This window comes from Parabacteroides vesiculifaciens (assembly GCF_049860805.1).
Lineage (GTDB): Bacteria > Bacteroidota > Bacteroidia > Bacteroidales > Tannerellaceae > Parabacteroides.
The window spans coordinates 235,738-254,123 of the sequence record NZ_CP187555.1 but is presented as its reverse complement, the minus strand read 5'-3'; the positions used below and the strand labels follow the sequence as shown (position 1 = coordinate 254,123).

Genomic DNA, 18,386 nt, shown 5'->3' with positions numbered 1-18,386 from the left:
ATATTCCCTGCCCCCTTTCTCGATTTTTAGTCCGTTATTATTCTGATTCTGGTGTCTTACTGAAAATAGCGTGGATACGTTTCATGTCGAACTTAGGCGTACGGTCATAATAATAAATACCGTTTTGCTCCTGTTCCACATCCGTCAACTGCGTATAACAATATCCCCAAATATCGTTCGAAAGAGACAAGACCGCATCCACCTGACCTTCCAGACGAGCGTAAAACTCTTCCAACGAACGGGGAGGTTCGCCATAGCCCCAGGAGGTATTCTGGGCACTCTCCATCTGCTGTGCCGGATTCCATTTGATACCACCGAACTCATCCACCAAGTAAGGCATATCCTTCTTATATTCCGGAAAACGGTATTGGTCTGTATATTTCAGGCCGTTGAAACCGATATTCTTCGGCATCAACTGAATCTCCCATTTCGGAGTCACGAACAATTTGCCATCATTATACAACTGCTTCTTCAACTCTGCCGGATTTTGTTCATAATTATGAATAGTCCAGATATCAGTTGCCACATGCACACCGCCGCTTGTCCCGTGGAAAGGACGCGTCGGGTCGATCATCTTCGTCAAGTTATAAAGGTCGTGCATCAGGCGCGGATACTGTACGCGATCCGGCCAAAACTCCTCGTTGGTCGGCGTCCAGATCAGGAGTGACGGATGGTTACGGTCGCGCTGCACGATTTCACTCCATTCGGTAATAAAATTACGAGCCGTCTCCGTATCGTTACAATCCATCCCCCAGCTGGAAGCTTCCCCCCAAGTCAGATAACCCATCTTATCCGCCCAATAATAAAAACGTTCTTCGAAAACCTTCTGATGCAAGCGGGCGCCATTGAAACCGGCCTCCATGGACAATTCGATATCCCGTCTCAACGCCTCGTCACTCGGAGCCGTCCAGATACCGTCGGGATAAAAACCCTGGTCGAGCACCAGACGCTGGTAGTAAGGCTTATTGTTCAGATAAATCTTATTGCCTTCGATATGCACTTTACGCATACCGGCATAACCATTGACCTCATCAACTATATTTCCATTCTTATCCAAAACCTTGTACTCCAGATCGTACAGAAAAGGACTTTCCGGGCTCCAGGTCTTCATCTTCTTGACCGGAAGAACTACGGAAGACAGAGAACTTGCCGAAACCGTCTGATTGGCAACAACCTTGCCGTTGTCTTTCAGCGTCACCTGCAATTTTCCTCCTGCTTCTTTATAGAAGCGGGGACGGACCACCAACTGCTGCTGGTCGATATCCGTCAAAACCTGTACCGATTGCAATCCTTCCGGATGGACGGCTTCCATCCAGACCGTCTGCCAGATACCGGTCGTACGAGTATAATTACATGCATACGACTCAAATTGCAGATTCTGTTTCCCCGCCGGCTGTGTCGCTCCGCGCACATCGCTTTCCACATAAACGACCAGACTGTGTGTCTGGCCCGGCTTTACCAAAGAAGTGATATCCACGGCAAACGAGGAAGTTCCGCCGAAATGACGGTTGGCCAGAACGCCGTCGATATAGACTTCCGATTTATAGTAGACCGCACCGAAATTAAGCAGAATGTTCTTTCCGCTCCATTCCTGCGGGATCGTGATCGGACGCTGATACCAGAAATGATTGATGAAGTCCGTATATCCTATGCCGGACAATTTACTTTCCGGACAGAAAGGCACAGTGATTTTCTTGTCAAAACCGTTCGATTTATAGAACTCGCGCTCCATCCCCGAACCGCCGAAATCAAACGAGCAGGTCCATTCTCCATTCAGGTTGACCCAACCCGCCCGCTCGAACTGCGGACGGGGGTATTCGGGACGCGGCATGGACCAAACGGAGGCCATGCACAGAAAAAGAGATATAAAAGCGATGCTAATCCGTTTCATGCTTCTACTTTAATTCGTTAATAACCGATTGATTGGCTTTCTTTACGGCTGCTTCATTGATCTTGATCACTTTGCGGTCGTATGTCATCAAGCCGTTTACTTCACCTTCCACATCGGTCGTCTGCGTATAGACAGCGGCAGAGAAGCCACGTTTCACATAATTTTTCAGGATATTGGCATATTTGACATATTCAGCCGTCACTTCGTCGCTGTTCTTAAACTGCACATATCCCCAGTTACGTTTGTTCCACCACAAGTGATTTTCCACCGGAAGGCCGATGCCGCCGTATTCACCCAACACATTCACACGTTTCGGGTCGAACAGGAACATATCGGGAGCCGGATAATTATGCAAATCCAGGATATCACCACAAGGACGATGGTTACCGCCACTTGCCGGGTTTACCAAACGGGAAGGATCGTAAGTCTTTGTCCATTCAACGGTTTTTTCCGTATCAAACTGTCCCCAAGCCTCATTGAAAGGAACCCAAACGACTACGGAAGGATTGGATACGCAAAGGTCCATGATCTCTTTCCATTCACGGTAATAGTTGGCTTTGGATTCAGGGGTACGTTCATTGTCTTTTCCACCGTTATACACGTGGTGATCCCAGATGTAAGAGCCGTGATCGCCGCTCGGCATATCCTGCCATACAAGGATACCTTCCTTATCGCAATGGTAGTACCAGCGTGCCGGTTCCACTTTCACGTGCTTACGGATCATGTTGAAGCCCCAGTCTTTCGTTTTCTTGATGTCGAACAGCAATGCTTCATCCGTCGGAGCCGTGTAAAGTCCGTCAGGCCACCATCCCTGGTCCAGCGGGCCGAACTGGAATAAGTCCTGATTGTTCAACTGCATACGCATAATACCGTCGGCATCGCGTTTGGAAGAGATCTTACGGAAAGCCGTATAGGATTTTACTTCGTCCAGTACCTTTCCGTCTTTTGACAAAGAAACCGTCATATCATACAGATACGGATTGGACGGGCTCCAAAGTGTCGGGTTCTGTACGGACAGGCGCAATTCCTTTCCCTGAACACCTTTTGCGGAAGCCACAACCTGTCCTTTGTCCAACAATTTCACGGTTACGATACCGGAATTGCAGTTGCAGGATGTTCCGACTGTCACACTCAATGTATTATTGTCGATATTGGAAATAGACTTTACGGAAGTCACATGGGCAGCAGCCACCGGTTCCAACCATACGGTCTGCCAGATACCGGTCACAGGTGTGTACCAGATACCTTCCGGGCGGGAAGTCTGTTTACCGCGCGGTTGATATCCCTTATCGCTCGGGTCCCATACGCGGACAACCAGCTTCTGGTTGCTCTTTCCTGTCAGATACGGAGTGATATTGAAAGAGAACGGAGTGAAACCGCCCTTATGGGAACCGATCAGGATGTCGTTTACAAACACATCCGCCTTCCAATCCACCGCACCGAAATTCAATACGATATCTTTATTTTTCCATGCAGAAGGAATAGAGAAAGTACGCTTATACCATAATTCGTTGTTTTCGCCTACTTCTTTCTGTACGCCTGAAAGAGAGGACTCGACAGCAAAAGGAACCAAAATCTTGCCATCGAATGTAGCCGGCTCTACATCACCGACCGGTTTGATGGCATATTCCCATTCACCGTTCAGATTTTGCCAATCACCGCGTTCCAATTGAGGACGGGGATATTCGGGAAGGACATTCGCCGGGTTCACTTGTTCCGCCCACGGTGTCTTGATCTTATCTCCCACCGGTTTCCATTGAGCTTGTGCGCCCAAGGTCAGTGCCAATGCACAACATACTAATAAGGTCTTCTTCATGATAACTTAATAAATTAATAATTTATAAAACTAATTACTCTTTTCCATCTCCTTTTCCAGCATCTTCATAAAGAATCCGCCTACAACGGAACGGGCACGCATATTGATGGATTTACCATCAACCGCCTCATACCAATCCGTCAAAGGTACACGTGGTTCCGTTTCATTCACATACTTGCACACAGGTTCAACCAAACGCCCGAAGTCTTCCGGCGTGTCAGCCAAACAAGCAGTCCACATAATCCAATCCACCTTGGTATACGTCTTCCGACTGTCAAGGGGAAGTCCGAACGGCTGCTGTTTTGTCAAATAAAAGGCCACCTCCTTCCGGGCGATCCGTTCCGGAAAGACCTTTGTTCCCCAAACCTTGTCCCAAACCAGATTATACTTCTGACTCCACGACCCTTCTTTATCGAATGTCAACCGGAAATGATCTCCATCGTCAGCCATCCGTTCCCATGTTTCCGCCATCTCGCGGGCAGCCGAGAGATATCGGACGGCTTGTTCATCGTCTCCCAACATCTCGGCAAGTTTTCCATACCCGGCAATCCCCATGATCGCCTTGACCGAAAGGTTGGCATTACGGGCAAGATGTCCGGCGAAATCATCCGTACACAATTGATTGTCCGGATCAAGCCCCTCTTTCAACAGATAATCGGCCCAAATCCCCAATGTTTCCCAGTGTTTGCGGGCATACTCTGCATTTCCTTCACGTAAAGCAATCGCAGTCGTCAGAATCAACATATTGCCACACTCTTCCACCGGCATATCATAAGGATAAGTCTGCCCGTTGGCATGCGGATAAGTCCCGACATCATGGGCAGCAAAAGGCTTGTTCCACTGTCCGCTTTCGCTGTAATAAAAAATCGGATTCAACATTCCTTTCAACAAATCCGGATTATAAAGCAAGAACAAAGGGGCGGACGGATACGTCACATCGACCGTACCAATCGAACCATTGCTGAAATTCTCCTTAGAAAGGAACAACAGATTTCCTTCTTTGTCTTCCACCAACTTATGTGCCGCCACTGCCTGCCGATAAGCCAAAGCACACAAATCTGCATATTTTTTTCCACCTGCCTGCTCTGCATCTTCCATCAAATGATTATCGAAATCCCGACAACGCTTCATAAGCGAGCGATATTCTTTGGCCGACTCTTCAAAGGCCTGCCGGATAGTTTTCTTCCCGTTATGTTTCCAATACGCCATCCGGTTATCCTTAAAATACTGGATGGCATACAAATCGTCATACCCCACCATCAAGAAACCGGCCTTCGGAGAAGAAGGCACAACCTCCAGCGTATGGCTGTAGACAAGTTGTTTCCGATCGCCGACCTCCATTAGCGTCTCTTTTTCCACTTGTGCCGCCAAATAAAAGTAACCCCAGTCGATGCGGACATCATCTCCTTTGCGTAGCAAAACAGCTTGTTCTTCCGTTCCCACCTTCAAATAAGAGATTCCGTTTTCCACCTCCCTGCCAACCACAACCGCCTGGTCCTCCGTATTGACTGCCAAAGAAGAAAAGGCCTCGACACTCACCCGCACCTCATGCTCCTTTTGATCCGCCGAACGGACCTGCCACGATATATAATTGACCGGCATGGACATACGGTCCAAATCATCCAGCAATAACGGAGCCGTAAAAACGACATCGAGCAAAACCGGACCACACTCAAATGTATAATAAGTTTGCGTAGGAAGGATATTTACGGACAACTGCCGGGCGGCAGTTGCAAAACGAACCGATGTCCCCTCTTCCGGTGTTTCCTTTCCCATGAAACGATAAGAAACTCCATCCACATCCACTACCCCCAACAAGGCCTGCTCTTTGCCGGTCCAATGGCGGGTTGCATCTGTATTCAATTCATCGGCAAACGACCAAACACTAGTATAAGGATCGACAGAAATAAGCGGATAAGAAGGAGCGCGTAATGCGTTCCTTTTATCCGGCTCAAACAAACTCCCAAAACCGCAGGATACGTTCAGCAATATCCCTTGGCAACAAATCAATAGTATCAGAAAGGCCTTCTTCATCTCTAATAATATATATATAATTAAACACAAACTGACTTGATAAAAAATCATGTGCAAAGATATTCTTTCGCCTTCTATCACATTTTCAATTATCAATCATTTATCTTCAAATATCAATCAAAACCGCATGAAATCAGCTTGATACATAAAGCCGGATAGGACAACGTATCTCAATCGTCCTACCCGGCTACAACCTTATCACTTCAATCGAACCACCGGCGAGTAGATCGCCTGATCCGCGCCATTAGCCAAAACACCGACACGGGCATAAAGGGCTTTCGCCTTTGCGATCTCGGTATTACCGCCAATATTGGCAGACAAGTTCATGCTACCAGGAGTGACATCCGAGAAATCCTGACGGAACAGGTTGTTCACATCATCCGCAAACTGCGTCTTGCTCAACAATAACATCACCCGGCTGATCTTTGCTTCCGGTACGATCTGGTTAATCGTAAATGAAGCATTCATTACCGATCCAGCAACGGACAATTGTTCGTTTGAAATCGTAAAATACGGAGTGACTTCCAAATTCACTTCCGTATGTCCATTCAGATGTACGGTTACGGACTCATGACTATTTACCCACGGTCCGTTCCCGTCTCTTGTCGTCAAACGATATTCACCATCAAACAAAAGAGCGGAAAAAGTGCCATCCTGTCCCACAAAGACAGAAATCGGATCATTCTTTTCATAACCGTCCTGATATAATTGCAACTGGACAGCTTCGCCGGTACCACGCACGTTCAAAGCCTGTCCCTGATAGGTAACTCTACCGACCAGCTTGGATTCCGGCGCATCAAAATTATCTTTTCCACAACCGGAAAACAATACCAGTAGTAAAATTATCGAAAAAATATTAGATACAATCTTCATATTCATATTTTTTTAATTATTGATACGGGTTCTTCACCAACTTCGGATTATTGTTAACCCAACCCAAATCAAGGAAGTTATAATAATTCTGCATCCGGAAATAACGTGCATTCGGAGACATGAACAAGAAGTCTTCCACAAACACCCACTTGCCATCGTTCGGATCACCCGGAGCAACCACACGGTAGGGCCAGAGACGACGGTGGCGAGCTTGCGGGTCATTGTTGTTTCCGTTCCAGACCTTATCGGCCAGACGCCAACGCTTCATGTCCCAATAGCGATGGTCTTCGAATGCAAACTCTACGCGATACTCATGTACGATATTCTCGAACGTCACCTTTTCCAACGGCTTCACACCTGCACGATTACGTACAGCATTGATAAATTCGGCTGCACGTCCGTTGTTCAATTCGAAAGAAGCTTCGGCCGCAATCATATAAGCTTCAGACATACGGAAACGAGGCATCCACATTTCGGAGTTACGACCACGTGTAGAAGCTCCGGGAGTTTCATCAATAAACTTGCGATAATAAAAACCAGTCTTATTAACATACTGTTCATTCGATTCTTTCGGACCGTTTAGCGCAGTCAACGCTTTTCCATTTGCATCTTTAGAATCCAAATCGCCAGCTATCAACTCCCATTCCCCATTATTCTTTACCAATTGGCCAGCCTGCAATACAACTGGAACACTTCTCAATTCCGCTCCCGGATAAATGATAGTTCCCCATAAACGAGGATCACGATCTTTGAATGGAGCATCAGACGAATCATAAAACTTAAACATACCATTTTCAGTAGTCACGACCTTACTATCCGCCCCAGGAGTATCCGTGTCAAGCAATTCATAAGCTTCAACCAGATTCAAAACAGGACCGCCATAACTATTATCAATATCCTCCGCATGAGATTTAGGAATATTAAATTTCGTAAACTCGACAGTCTGCCCCGGATATTTATAGTCCCGTGCCCAAATAACCTCTGTATTATTATCTTTTACAGATGTCGCCTCATAAAAGTTTAACCCTTTATTGTCCGGACGCCGATCCTGCAAAAGATAAGGACTGTTCTTCATCACATCTTCAGCGGCGGCTAAAGCCTTCTTATAATAATCGGAAGCCTTATCTGCCGGAATTCCTACTTCTCCTCCATCTGTCCGAATCGGAGTCGACATTTTATTATTATAATTAGCTATAGAAGCAGCATAGATAGCAGCACGGGCTTCCAACATCTTGGCAGTCCACTTATTCGCACGAGCTGAATTGATCTGTTTCTCTGCCGGTAACATATTATAGATAGCCTGACATTCACTTATGATATAATCATACATTTCGGCTTCCGTCGAGCGAGGAAACTGCATTGAAGTTACATCCATTCCAGGCTGATAATCAAACACTTCATCTCCAATAATAGGCATACCGCCCAAACCACGGCACATATTGAAATAACACCAAGCCCGCAAAAAACGAGCCTCACCTTCCAATGGAGCCTTTTCCGAATCCTTAAGAACCTCCGTTTCACGCAATCCTTTCAAAAACTGATTGACATTCCGGATAAAGGTATAATCGTAGACTCTCCAAAGGTTATCTTCAAATGTAGAACGCTGGTCAGGCCCTCCGTCCATCTTAGCCGCATCATCAATATAAGTCATAGAATAGCTATCGTTAATGTGTTGCCCCCATGTCACACGACCATAATAATTAGCTAAAACTGATTTAATCATTACCGCATCACCGAAAATCTGGTCATCCGTCATGATCTTATCAGGCTCACGATCCAAAAAATCACTACAAGCCGTTGCCGAGAACAGACAAGCAGCCAAGACTGACATTATATATCTTTTCTTCATTTCTACCTAAAATTTAAGGTTTACACCAATATTTATAATACGCGTAGTCGGATATCCCAAACCATTTCCTTCCGTTGATTCAGGATCAATACCCGGAGCATTGGTAAATGTCAGCAAGTTGGTTCCCGCCACATAAAAGCGCAAATCCGTAACCAATGCCTTTTCCGTAATATGCTTCGGAAGCGTATATCCCAATTCTAAATTGCGTAATTTGACATACCGTACATTCTTTTTCCAGAACGTACTGTTCCAGTAGTTACTATGCGAACTATTACCGATCAGCAACATCGGATATTTTCCCGGTATCAGCTCACTATCCGCATTCCAGATATCAGACAAGCGCCATGTGTTTTCCATATAGTATTGCGGGTTATTGCCACCATCGTGGAACGGGTTACGCTGTTCCCACTGTTGATACCATGATCCCATCGCACCCCCAGTAAAATCGAACGCCAAATCAAATCCTTTCCAAGCGAATGAAAAATTCAAACCGAAATTCAGAATCGGAGTAGAATCTTCCCGATATCCGATCGGCCGTTCATCCAGGCCATTGATCACGCCGTCACCATTCACATCCTTATATTTGATGTCACCCGGACGAAGCGTCTTATTCCCCTGGCGGTCATTGTCGATAGGATAAGTGGCAATCTCTTCCCAGCTCTGGAACTGACCAATAGCCTCCAATCCCCAGTTCAAGTAACCGAAACGGTGCGAGATGGAATTGCGATAAACATCCCAGGAGTTAGAGAAGCGCGGTTTATACTGGTCCCAATCATAAAAACGGGAATACGTGATATTACCACCGACAGAATACGTAAAGTCTTCGATTTTATCCGTCCAGCGAACAGCAGCATCATACCCCATATGTACATCCGAATTCAAGTTTTCTTGCGGCAGGCTGAAACCGACTTCCGACGGCAACAGGACATCATAGCGGGAAGCAGGAAGCCCGTCACGCTGACGGCGGAAGAAGTCGAACTGGCCAGTCAAGCGATTATCCAAGAAAGCGACATCAAAGCCCACATCCAGGATCTTGGCCTTGATCCAAGACAACGTCGTCACCGGAAGCCCACGTGGCACCGAACCGATTGTATATTTTCCATCAATAACCGAACCGCCATTCTTATAGTTATAACCGCTCATATAATCGAACGCTGCATATCCGGAAACGTTATCGTCACCTACCATACCGTATGATCCGCGGATTTTCAAATCACTGAAAACATTCGACAATTTGGATTCCTTCCAGAAATTTTCTTCCGAAATACGCCAACCGATAGAAGCAGAAGGGAAGAATCCCCAACGATGATTGGGCGGGAATTTCCAAGACCCGTCATAACGAGCCGAAAACTCAACCAGATACTTATTGGCATAATCATAGTTGCCACGGAACATCCACCCTAAACGAGCTTCAGTCTCATTGCCCTCATCATTATATGTATCCATTGTTTCATAATCTATCAAATGCAAAGCATTGGCTGTCGGGATAGCATGAAGCCAAGACGTCGGTGTATCCCGTTTAATCGATTCAAAACCAACAATAGCAGCGACATTATGATCTCCGAATTTTTTATTATAAGAAAGTTGAATATTCGACATCAATTCTTCATTATGTCCAACACGTCTTTCTCTCCAAGGATTATTATTCTCGAAAATCACCGGATAAGTATCTGTTGCTTCATCATAACCATACAATTTATATGTATATTCTTGGTTATTCATCTGTTGATATGCCAAATAATACCCGACTAAAGCCTTTGCTTTCAAACCATCGAAAATATCATACTCTGCCGTAGCTTGCAACTGTGCTACACGCCAAGTTTCCTTATATTCTCCGGACAATTCATAATTCAACCATCCGAAATTCGTCGCGGCATTAGAAGAAGTCAATGTCGGATATTTAGGATTGTCATTCGCAAAAGGACGTTTTGTCGGCAAATTCCGATATGTCCCAAAACGAGGCATCCAATAATCGTCTGCCTCCGGAACACCCGGGTTCTTCCTTTCTTCTATACGGCCATTCATAGAAGCTCCCACTTTCAAACGAGAAGTGATTTGTGTATCAATGTTCATCTGCACATTGGTACGTTTAAACCCGCCATAATTTACAATCATCGCGTCTTGGCTCATGTGACCGACAGATACATAATAGTTCGTTTTATCCGAACCACCGGATATATTAGCATTCAGATAATACTGCGGATTGGTTTCCCAGATGAAGTCATACCAATCAAACGGCACATATCCTTTCTCTTTTCCCGCCAACCATTTCTGATAGTCTTCCTTACTATATGTATAGTCGGTTCTACCCTGAACCGTTTCAGACTGAATATAGTTGGTGATATAAGTTGCCGCATCCGCAGGTTTCGGGAAAGTAGACGGATTCTGCCAACCGTAGTAAGCATTCAGAGAAACCGTGTTCTTAGTATTCCGTTTACCTTTTTTCGTATTGACAACGACAACACCATTCGCCGCACGCACACCATAAATGGCTGCAGAAGCATCCTTCAAGACCGAAATACTTTCGATATCATTGAAGTCGATATTGTTGAATTGCCCCGCATCCGACTGTACACCATCGATCACATACAACGGATCACCCATGTTACGGATCTGAATGCTGGTCGATGCTCCCGGACGTCCATCCGTCTGGCGCGTGTTCAGACCGGCAATCTTACCGACCAGTGCCCCCGACGCAGTGGAAGCAACCGAACGACTGATATCCTCTGATCCGACAGCGGTAACAGCACCCGTCAGCGTCGCCTTTTTCTGCGACAGACCAAAACCTGTCACTACCACTTCTTCCAACGCCTGCGAATCTTCACGCAAAGTAATGTTCAAAGTAGATTTCCCTTTGACCGAAACAGCCTGAGTGACATAACCGATATAAGAAATTTCCAATACAGCATCAGGAGCTACCGTCAATGAAAAGGCACCATCCATATCCGTAATGATACCATTGGTCGTTCCTTTTTCCACGACATTGGCACCCGGCACCGGTTCACCCAAATTGTCGACTACCACACCTTTCACCGTATGTGTCTGTTGCTGCACGACAGCCACAGAAGCTTCCTTTGCAGCAACTTTCTTTTCCGGGATCAGGACAATCTGATTGTTCGATATCTCAAACGTCATTCCCGTTGAAGACAGGATATTTTTCAAAATATCCTTGACTGCCTTGTTTTTAGCATTCACGCTTACATGACGAGACAAATCGATTTTATTCTCATCATAGAAAAATGAATAACCGCTTGCCTCCTCAATCCGGGAAAGCGCCTCACTCAACGAAACATTTTCCAACCGGAGCGAGATAGAACGAAGCTGGACTTCAGCTTCGGCCGTTCCAGGCAAACTCATCCAAAATAAAATGCTTATCAATAGCGGCATCTTCCATTTCAAAATGCCACTGGTACCAAAGAGCTTTCGTTTCTTCATAACCCTTTTTAAGATTTAATAAATTACTAATTAATGATTTAATTGTTACAAATTCGGAATTACTTTTTATGTGTGTTTCATAGGCATATTGATTTAATTGTTACTACTTTCTTGTTATTCTCACTGTATTATCTTCATCAAAAACATACTCAATCGGGGTTATCTTGGCAATTAGGCTAAGCACCTCCTCAAGCGGTTCATGTGTAATCGAAAAGGTATAAGCTTGGTCGGTCGGCAACAACGGGTCCAGCCGGATCTCCATGCCATACCATTCCGACAGATATCCGACCAGTTCATAAATCGTCTTTTTCTCAAAACGCAAAGCCCCTTTTGTCCAAAGGCAAGCGATAGAGGCATCTGTGGTTTTCTTTTCGATGCTGGGACTATTTCTTTTGCATATGGCCGTTTCGCCCGGATTCAGGTTTCTTGACACGCCGGAATTCTCCACAACGACCAATCCGGACAACAAGCTGACATCCACATACTCCTGTTTTTCCCGTGCCTTCATGTTAAAAACCGTCCCATGTACCTTCACGACCACACCACCACCCTCCACCACAAAAAGACGTTCCGGATCTTCCGACACATCGAAATAAGCCTCTCCTTTGAGACGGACATTCCGTTCTTTACTCCAACGGGAAACAAAATATTCCAACGTCGATCCGGTATTCAACCAAACGAGGGTACTATCCGGTAAACAGACCCGGGATTTTCCATTCAAGGAAGAATAAACCAATACTGTATTGCTTGCCTTATACCATTCGGTCGTCATATAACCGGCAAAAGAGAACAACAGGATAAATAAAGCTGCAACCACAGCCGTACACATACGAAAAGAACGCAAAGGCAACTTGACCACTCGCGGCTCCGCCTTTTTCATACGTTTCTCCATCCTTTTCCACAAAGCATCGACATTGGAAATGTACCGCATATTTTCTTCCATGATAGACAACCAAAGTGATTGCCAGCTCTGGAACCGGGCATGGTTTTCCTCATCGGCAAGCCATACATCCAAGTCAGCCTGTTCCTTTTCCGAAATCTCATATTTGAATTTCCGGATAATCGCTTTCCACGGTATATTTTTGTCTCTTCGTTCCATTTATGAAACGTGAGACTCGAAAAAGGAAGGTATCCCCTAAACACAAATCGTTTTTTTCCAAAATTTCGCGATTCCTAACCGTGATAATATCCAATCAACAAGGATAAAGGCTTATTGTAAAAAAAATCAAGAACCGGAACAAGAGACAACTCTTCCGCCTCGTTCCGCTAAACAGCGAATCTGATAGGCACGATCGGCCACTTTGCCGGTGACAAACTCAGGTATATTATACGATCTCATCAAGCCGTCATAATAGTCCGCCTCCTTCTGAGGGAGCAAAAACGGTTTACCGGTTTTTCCGTCTTTCCCGACATACGCAATGAAAGGACGCGTGTACAACCCATCCAAACGCCTGCTGCTAAACACGATCCACCTTCCGTTGGACGACCACGAATGGTAGCTTTCCGTATCGCTGCTGTTAAGTGTTTCAGGACAGAAACCCGATCCGGACTCCAAGTCGATCATATACAGGTCGGCATCCTTATGCCAAATCGGGAAAGTGCCATAACCTGACAAAGTACAAAGCAAGAACCGGCCATCCGGAGAAACCCTTGGGAAAGAAACACTTTTCCCATTCACACGAGCATCGAACAATGTATCCACCTGCGTACCGAACGTTCCCAAATCGGGATCGAACGGGATACGGCACAAACTATAAGCCAACTTCCCGATGGAATCAGGCATCAGGCAAGCCGGAGCGGTACAATAATACAAGCTCTTTCCATCTGGAGAAAAAGAAGGGAACGTCTCAAAACTTGCTTTCGAAGCAAGTCCGGGTACAGACAAGACCGTATGCCGCTCCACATCATAAACGACCACATCAGATGCCGTGTCGTAGACCTCCGTCCGCAAAGTGGGATGCAACTGCTGGGTCGTCTTATTGGTGGAAAAGGCGATGTAACGCCCCGAAGGATGCCAATAGGGATAAGTAAAAGCCGATATCGTCTTATCCGTTTTCGTATCCAACAACTCGACCTCGCCTCCATAGGCCAACACGGTTCCGGCCAACTTGGCACGCAGATGGAACAACATCTTGTCCGGATCATGCCCGCAGAAAGAATGGCAATTCACACAATTGTAATCCGTCATCTTGTTCTCAAAAACGGCCGTCTCCTCGAAAGACTCCAATTCACGTTGGTAAATCCCCATTTTGTTCCACAACGCATAGCCGGGTTCTATCAAACGATACACCAAATAGGAGTCGACCGGATCAGCCGCCACATACAACGGCACAGGTTGCCAGACCTCCCACCGGCCCTCCTTCTTGCGTGGTACCGTGAGCCGGACGGAATCGCCTTTCGCCTCCTGCAAAAGCCGTCCCCATTTCCTTTCCGGTATCCGAACTTCCCCATCAGGAGCCTCCACCTTGAACTTTACCGTGCCCGCCTCAAACAAGACCGACACACGGCACCCATCCGAGCGGACCGCAAAGTTCAACGGAGCTATATTGTACGGGATAGTAGTGCCTGCATAATCAGGGAACAAAACAGGTGCTTCATTCAGCCGTTTCCCATCTTCCCAGTCCTCCGAACAAGCACAAAACAAGATCGCCGCCACTAAAAAGCAATAAAATCGTTCCATCATGCTCCTTCTATTTCTTAAACATTAAATAAAACCAATAGGTATCTCCATACTGACCGGCCATGACATCCCGGAAATTGACATAGCCATGCCTCGTATTCATATCCTGGTCAAACGCACCGTAACGCAACTCGACTTTCATCCCGACCCCTTTGCCGGGCCACACCTGGGGAGTCTTCTGATAAAACGCCACCACGGCTTCCTGCTGGTGAACGGAAAGGGAAGGCCACACCTTCGTCCGGTAATATTTCCGGTGTAACTCGTCAAAACGATTCAAAGTCTTGCCCAACAAATGAAAGCCCAACAAATATTGGAAAGCGACCGGCCTGTCCGGATGGTTCACAGCCAACCGTTCCCACACCTCCAACAAGTCCGCAGACACAGCATATTGCCCGTTTCTTCCCCACGCCCGCCTTCTTCCGCCCAACGACGGTTCCTTTTCCACAAGGTCATCCCGATACAGAAACTTCCGCCATCCAGCCGCCCATTCCTTATAGAACAATGTCTGCTCCAATATCCGGATGTATTTTTCCGCTACCACATAAGCACCGGTCAGGATATTCGTCTGCACCAAGCGTTGCAAAAGACGCGGGTTTCCATCTACAGAAGAGACATATCCTTCAAAAGCAAACTTTTGAGCGGAAGAGAGATCCCCTATCTGGTAGCAGATGTCCGACAAAACGATCGCCCCCGAAACCGTACTGTCCCATTCGGGCAACAACCCGCCTTTGCCTTGCTGCGGATAATGGAACAGTTTGTCTCCCAATTCGCCCCGGCAAGCCAAAGCCAAATTCAGCAGGCTCAACGTCCGCATATCCGATACTGCCGCCTCATATCCGTCCACAACCTTGTCCCATTGCTCTCCCCTCACGTAATAATCCAACTCCATGTTTTTCAACCAAATGCCATTCTCCCGTTTTTTCATCCACCCCAAAAAGACAAACAAAGGCAAAAGCTGGACTACGACCCACCACCAAGCAACCCTCCCCGACACGCCTCTACCTTTCCCGACTGGCAAACAGGCCACCAGAAGCCCCGAAAGAAAAGCCAGCCAAGCCCAACAGAGCTTGTTCGTCTTCAACAAAGGTTCATAATAAAAATCCGGCAAAATAACCATCCGGTATTCGGGTTGCCAAGAAAAACGATAAGACCACCAAAGCATCAGGACAATCCCCAGCGGAAGCGCCAAACATCCTTGCCACCCCTTTTCCCGCAACAACACCTCCCGAACCACGACTCCGGCAACAAACAAGGCCGCCACCGGCCCTGCCAAAGCAAACAAAACACCCGTCGACAACCAACCCGCCAACACTCGCTTCCACGGTACGGCAACACGCACATAGAACAAGAAAGCCACCAGCATACAGCAATAGGCCACCGTCCCCTGCAACCGGTAATTCACATCAATGTGCAAGGGGAGCAAAGCCAAAATCGGCAAAAGAGCCGCCAAATAGCAAAAGACAGACGATACCGTCTGTCGGCAGATCCGTTGCATCAGCACACCTGCCGACAAAAACAAACCGGTCGAAACCAACGCCCCGCCAAAAGGAAGATGATAGAACTGCAAAAGGAAACCACCCAGCCAGCAAGCCAACCCGCCCGGTTGCCGGCACGTTTCCTCAAAACAGCCCCAAGTGAGAGGAAAAACCCGCAATTGCTCGGCATAATAAAAATAAAACGGATACCCCACCTGTAAGAAACAAAACAGACAGCAGCAAACAGTCCCCCAAAAAAAGAATGATTTAGCCTTCATCGCCTTATACATTATATATCATACGGCAGCCAAGAACCCATCTTCCCCGCCACCTTAGATATATATAGACTCGAAAAAACGCTTTTCCCCCTAAAAGAGCCTCCGTTTTTACCACAAATAAGAATAGGAATCGCCCAGATGGATTCTGATTTTCTTCAACGCAATCGTAATTTGCCCCTCCACCGTCTTCTCCGATATATGGAGTTGTCCGGCTATTTCCTTGTTGGTCAAGTTCTCCTCACGGCTTTTCCGGAATATCTCACGGCACTTCTCGGGCAAAAGCGACACCGCTTCCTCTATCAGATGATGGAGTTCCCGCAACTCCAATTCCGAATCATAGTTCTGCACAACCTCCATCCCCTCCATTTCTTCCAGATAAACCGGAATCTTCTTGTCCCGGATATAGGTGAAGGATTTATTGCGTGCCGCCTGGAACAAATAGGCCTTCAAGGTCAGTTTTATCTCGAAGGTCTGTCGGTTTTCCCATATATAGGTAAAAATATCCAAAACCAAGTCCTGCGACTTTTCCCGATCATGGATATAATAGGTAATAAAACGTTCCAAAGAATCCGCATACTGATAAAACAAATGCCGAAAAGCGATCTGATCTCCTTGTTTAATCAATTTCAGCAATAATATGTCATCACTATTCGTATTCATCCGGATTTCGACATTTTTTTTTAATTCGGTTGCAAATATACGAAGCATATTTAATCCTTTTTTACGCAAAACAAAAAATTTGCCTACATTTGCAATGTCTGGAGAGACTATTTGTAGAATATTCAGAAGTGCCTTTTTCTGTTAAAGTCGCCAATTTTTTAACAACACGCAAGGCACAAGTGACCTGCCATACCAAGTGGGTTGCTTGTTCGTGCGTGTACAGGGGTTTGGCGACACCTAACAGAATGAAGAACAGCAGCCCACTTCTTTTTAACAACTAAGCCTTTGCCGGCTGCATGGAAGGCCACAAAATATATGATAATATGTCAACTCGGCAAAAAGAAGACCGTTTGTTCGAAAACATCTACCTTTCCTATTTCCCGAAGATGAAACGCTTCGCACAAGAATACGTGATATCGGAACAGGATGCGGAAAACATCGTACAGGATATGTTTGCGGAACTTTGGGAAAAACGGGAAATGTTAGCTGACCAAACCATCCGGATCGCCTATCTGTTCACCATCATCAAGAACAAATGCCTCAACTACCTGCGCCATAAAACGATTACCGAGGAAGCCTCAAACAAAATACAAGAGGAATATTACATAACCCTTCGCATGAACTTGGATTCATTGGAGGCCTTCGAACAGCAGATTTTCTCCGACCAAGATATTGAAGATTTGATCAACCGGGCCTTGGACAGCCTGCCCGCCAAATGCAAGGAAATCTTCATCATGAACAAACTGGAGGGAAAAAAACAAGAACAAATCGCCACCGAACTGAACCTATCGGTCAACACAGTCAGAAACCAAATCGGTATCGCCTATAAAAAGATCAGGAACGAACTAAAGGACTATCTTCCTCTATGTCTTTTCCTTTTTTATTGATACCAGGCTGTAGAAATATTTTTCTCCTGCTATAAAATTTCTTACTTCCCATGATGTTGTCATGTAGAAAACTCGGAAATATATATCTTTATGATTTGACTGTCCATTCTTAAGAACCCCAACGATAGGAATTTCCCCTTTGTCAGTCTTTATAAATGATACGTAAATACAACATCCCCCCTAAAAAACGAGCAAAATACTATCTGATTGATTATCAGCAAACAAGTAAAATCCATATTTGTTAAAAAATATTACCACTGCGGGAAATTTGAAATAGACGGGGTATAAAATCAAATTTTATGCGCTACTGTTTCGATTTAGACTAACGGGTATTTTGGAAAATAATACAATAAGGTCCGAAATTACTCTAAGTTTGCGTAAAGCAAGAAGCTGAGGTTAATTTATATCTTTGTTGTATGAAGAAACTAAATTAACCGACTAACGGAAGTACACTAATGGAAAACGATAGTCTTTAAAGACTAGTTATTGTAACAGACTTCCGTTAGTC

General features: G+C 45.8%; 11 protein-coding genes. 1 reads left to right on the top strand and 10 read right to left on the bottom strand.

Translation table 11 applies throughout. The features are described from left to right. Positions 1 to 37: 37 nt before the first annotated feature. The 10 genes from ACPYIV_RS01035 to ACPYIV_RS00990 all read right to left on the bottom strand — a co-directional run bounded on the left by ACPYIV_RS01035 (position 38) and on the right by ACPYIV_RS00990 (position 16,991). A complete protein-coding gene (locus ACPYIV_RS01035) occupies positions 38 to 1,891 on the bottom strand; it encodes a glycoside hydrolase family 2 protein (protein ID WP_425885094.1) in 1,854 nt (617 codons plus the stop codon). Positions 1,892 to 1,895: 4 nt separating this feature from the next. Continuing rightward, on the bottom strand, positions 1,896 to 3,707 hold the full coding sequence (locus ACPYIV_RS01030; RefSeq protein WP_425885092.1) for a glycoside hydrolase family 2 protein: 1,812 nt from the start codon (positions 3,705 to 3,707) through the stop codon (positions 1,896 to 1,898). 30 nt (positions 3,708 to 3,737) lie between these two features. Beyond that, entirely contained in the window at positions 3,738 to 5,741 is a 2,004-nt protein-coding gene (locus tag ACPYIV_RS01025) for a glutaminase domain-containing protein (RefSeq protein ID WP_425885090.1), read from the bottom strand. A gap of 198 nt (positions 5,742 to 5,939) precedes the next feature. Further along, a complete protein-coding gene (locus ACPYIV_RS01020; RefSeq protein ID WP_425885088.1) occupies positions 5,940 to 6,614 on the bottom strand; it encodes a DUF3823 domain-containing protein in 675 nt (224 codons plus the stop codon). Positions 6,615 to 6,630: 16 nt separating this feature from the next. Continuing rightward, positions 6,631 to 8,463 carry a RagB/SusD family nutrient uptake outer membrane protein gene (locus tag ACPYIV_RS01015; protein WP_425885086.1) on the bottom strand — a complete coding sequence of 611 codons (1,833 nt, stop codon included), beginning with the start codon at positions 8,461 to 8,463 and terminating at the stop codon, positions 6,631 to 6,633. A gap of 6 nt (positions 8,464 to 8,469) precedes the next feature. Next, the gene (locus tag ACPYIV_RS01010; RefSeq protein ID WP_425885084.1) at positions 8,470 to 11,898 is read right to left on the bottom strand and encodes a TonB-dependent receptor; all 3,429 of its coding nucleotides are present in this window, start codon (positions 11,896 to 11,898) and stop codon (positions 8,470 to 8,472) included. 103 nt (positions 11,899 to 12,001) lie between these two features. Next, positions 12,002 to 12,997, bottom strand: coding sequence for a FecR family protein (locus ACPYIV_RS01005; RefSeq protein ID WP_293733969.1), 996 nt, complete (start codon positions 12,995 to 12,997; stop codon positions 12,002 to 12,004). Between the two features lie 126 nt (positions 12,998 to 13,123). After that, entirely contained in the window at positions 13,124 to 14,578 is a 1,455-nt protein-coding gene (locus ACPYIV_RS01000; protein ID WP_425886484.1) for a TolB family protein, read from the bottom strand. Positions 14,579 to 14,588: 10 nt separating this feature from the next. Further along, on the bottom strand, positions 14,589 to 16,331 hold the full coding sequence (locus tag ACPYIV_RS00995) for a DUF6057 family protein (protein WP_293733967.1): 1,743 nt from the start codon (positions 16,329 to 16,331) through the stop codon (positions 14,589 to 14,591). 108 nt (positions 16,332 to 16,439) lie between these two features. Further along, the gene (locus ACPYIV_RS00990; protein ID WP_293733966.1) at positions 16,440 to 16,991 is read right to left on the bottom strand and encodes an RNA polymerase sigma-70 factor; all 552 of its coding nucleotides are present in this window, start codon (positions 16,989 to 16,991) and stop codon (positions 16,440 to 16,442) included. A 323-nt stretch (positions 16,992 to 17,314) separates the two neighbouring features. On the opposite strand from ACPYIV_RS00990, the gene ACPYIV_RS00985 reads away from it, so the two are divergent. Next, positions 17,315 to 17,878 (top strand): RNA polymerase sigma-70 factor, encoded by a 564-nt coding sequence (locus tag ACPYIV_RS00985; protein WP_293733965.1) that lies wholly within the window; start codon positions 17,315 to 17,317, stop codon positions 17,876 to 17,878. The last annotated feature ends 508 nt before the right edge of the window (positions 17,879 to 18,386 follow it).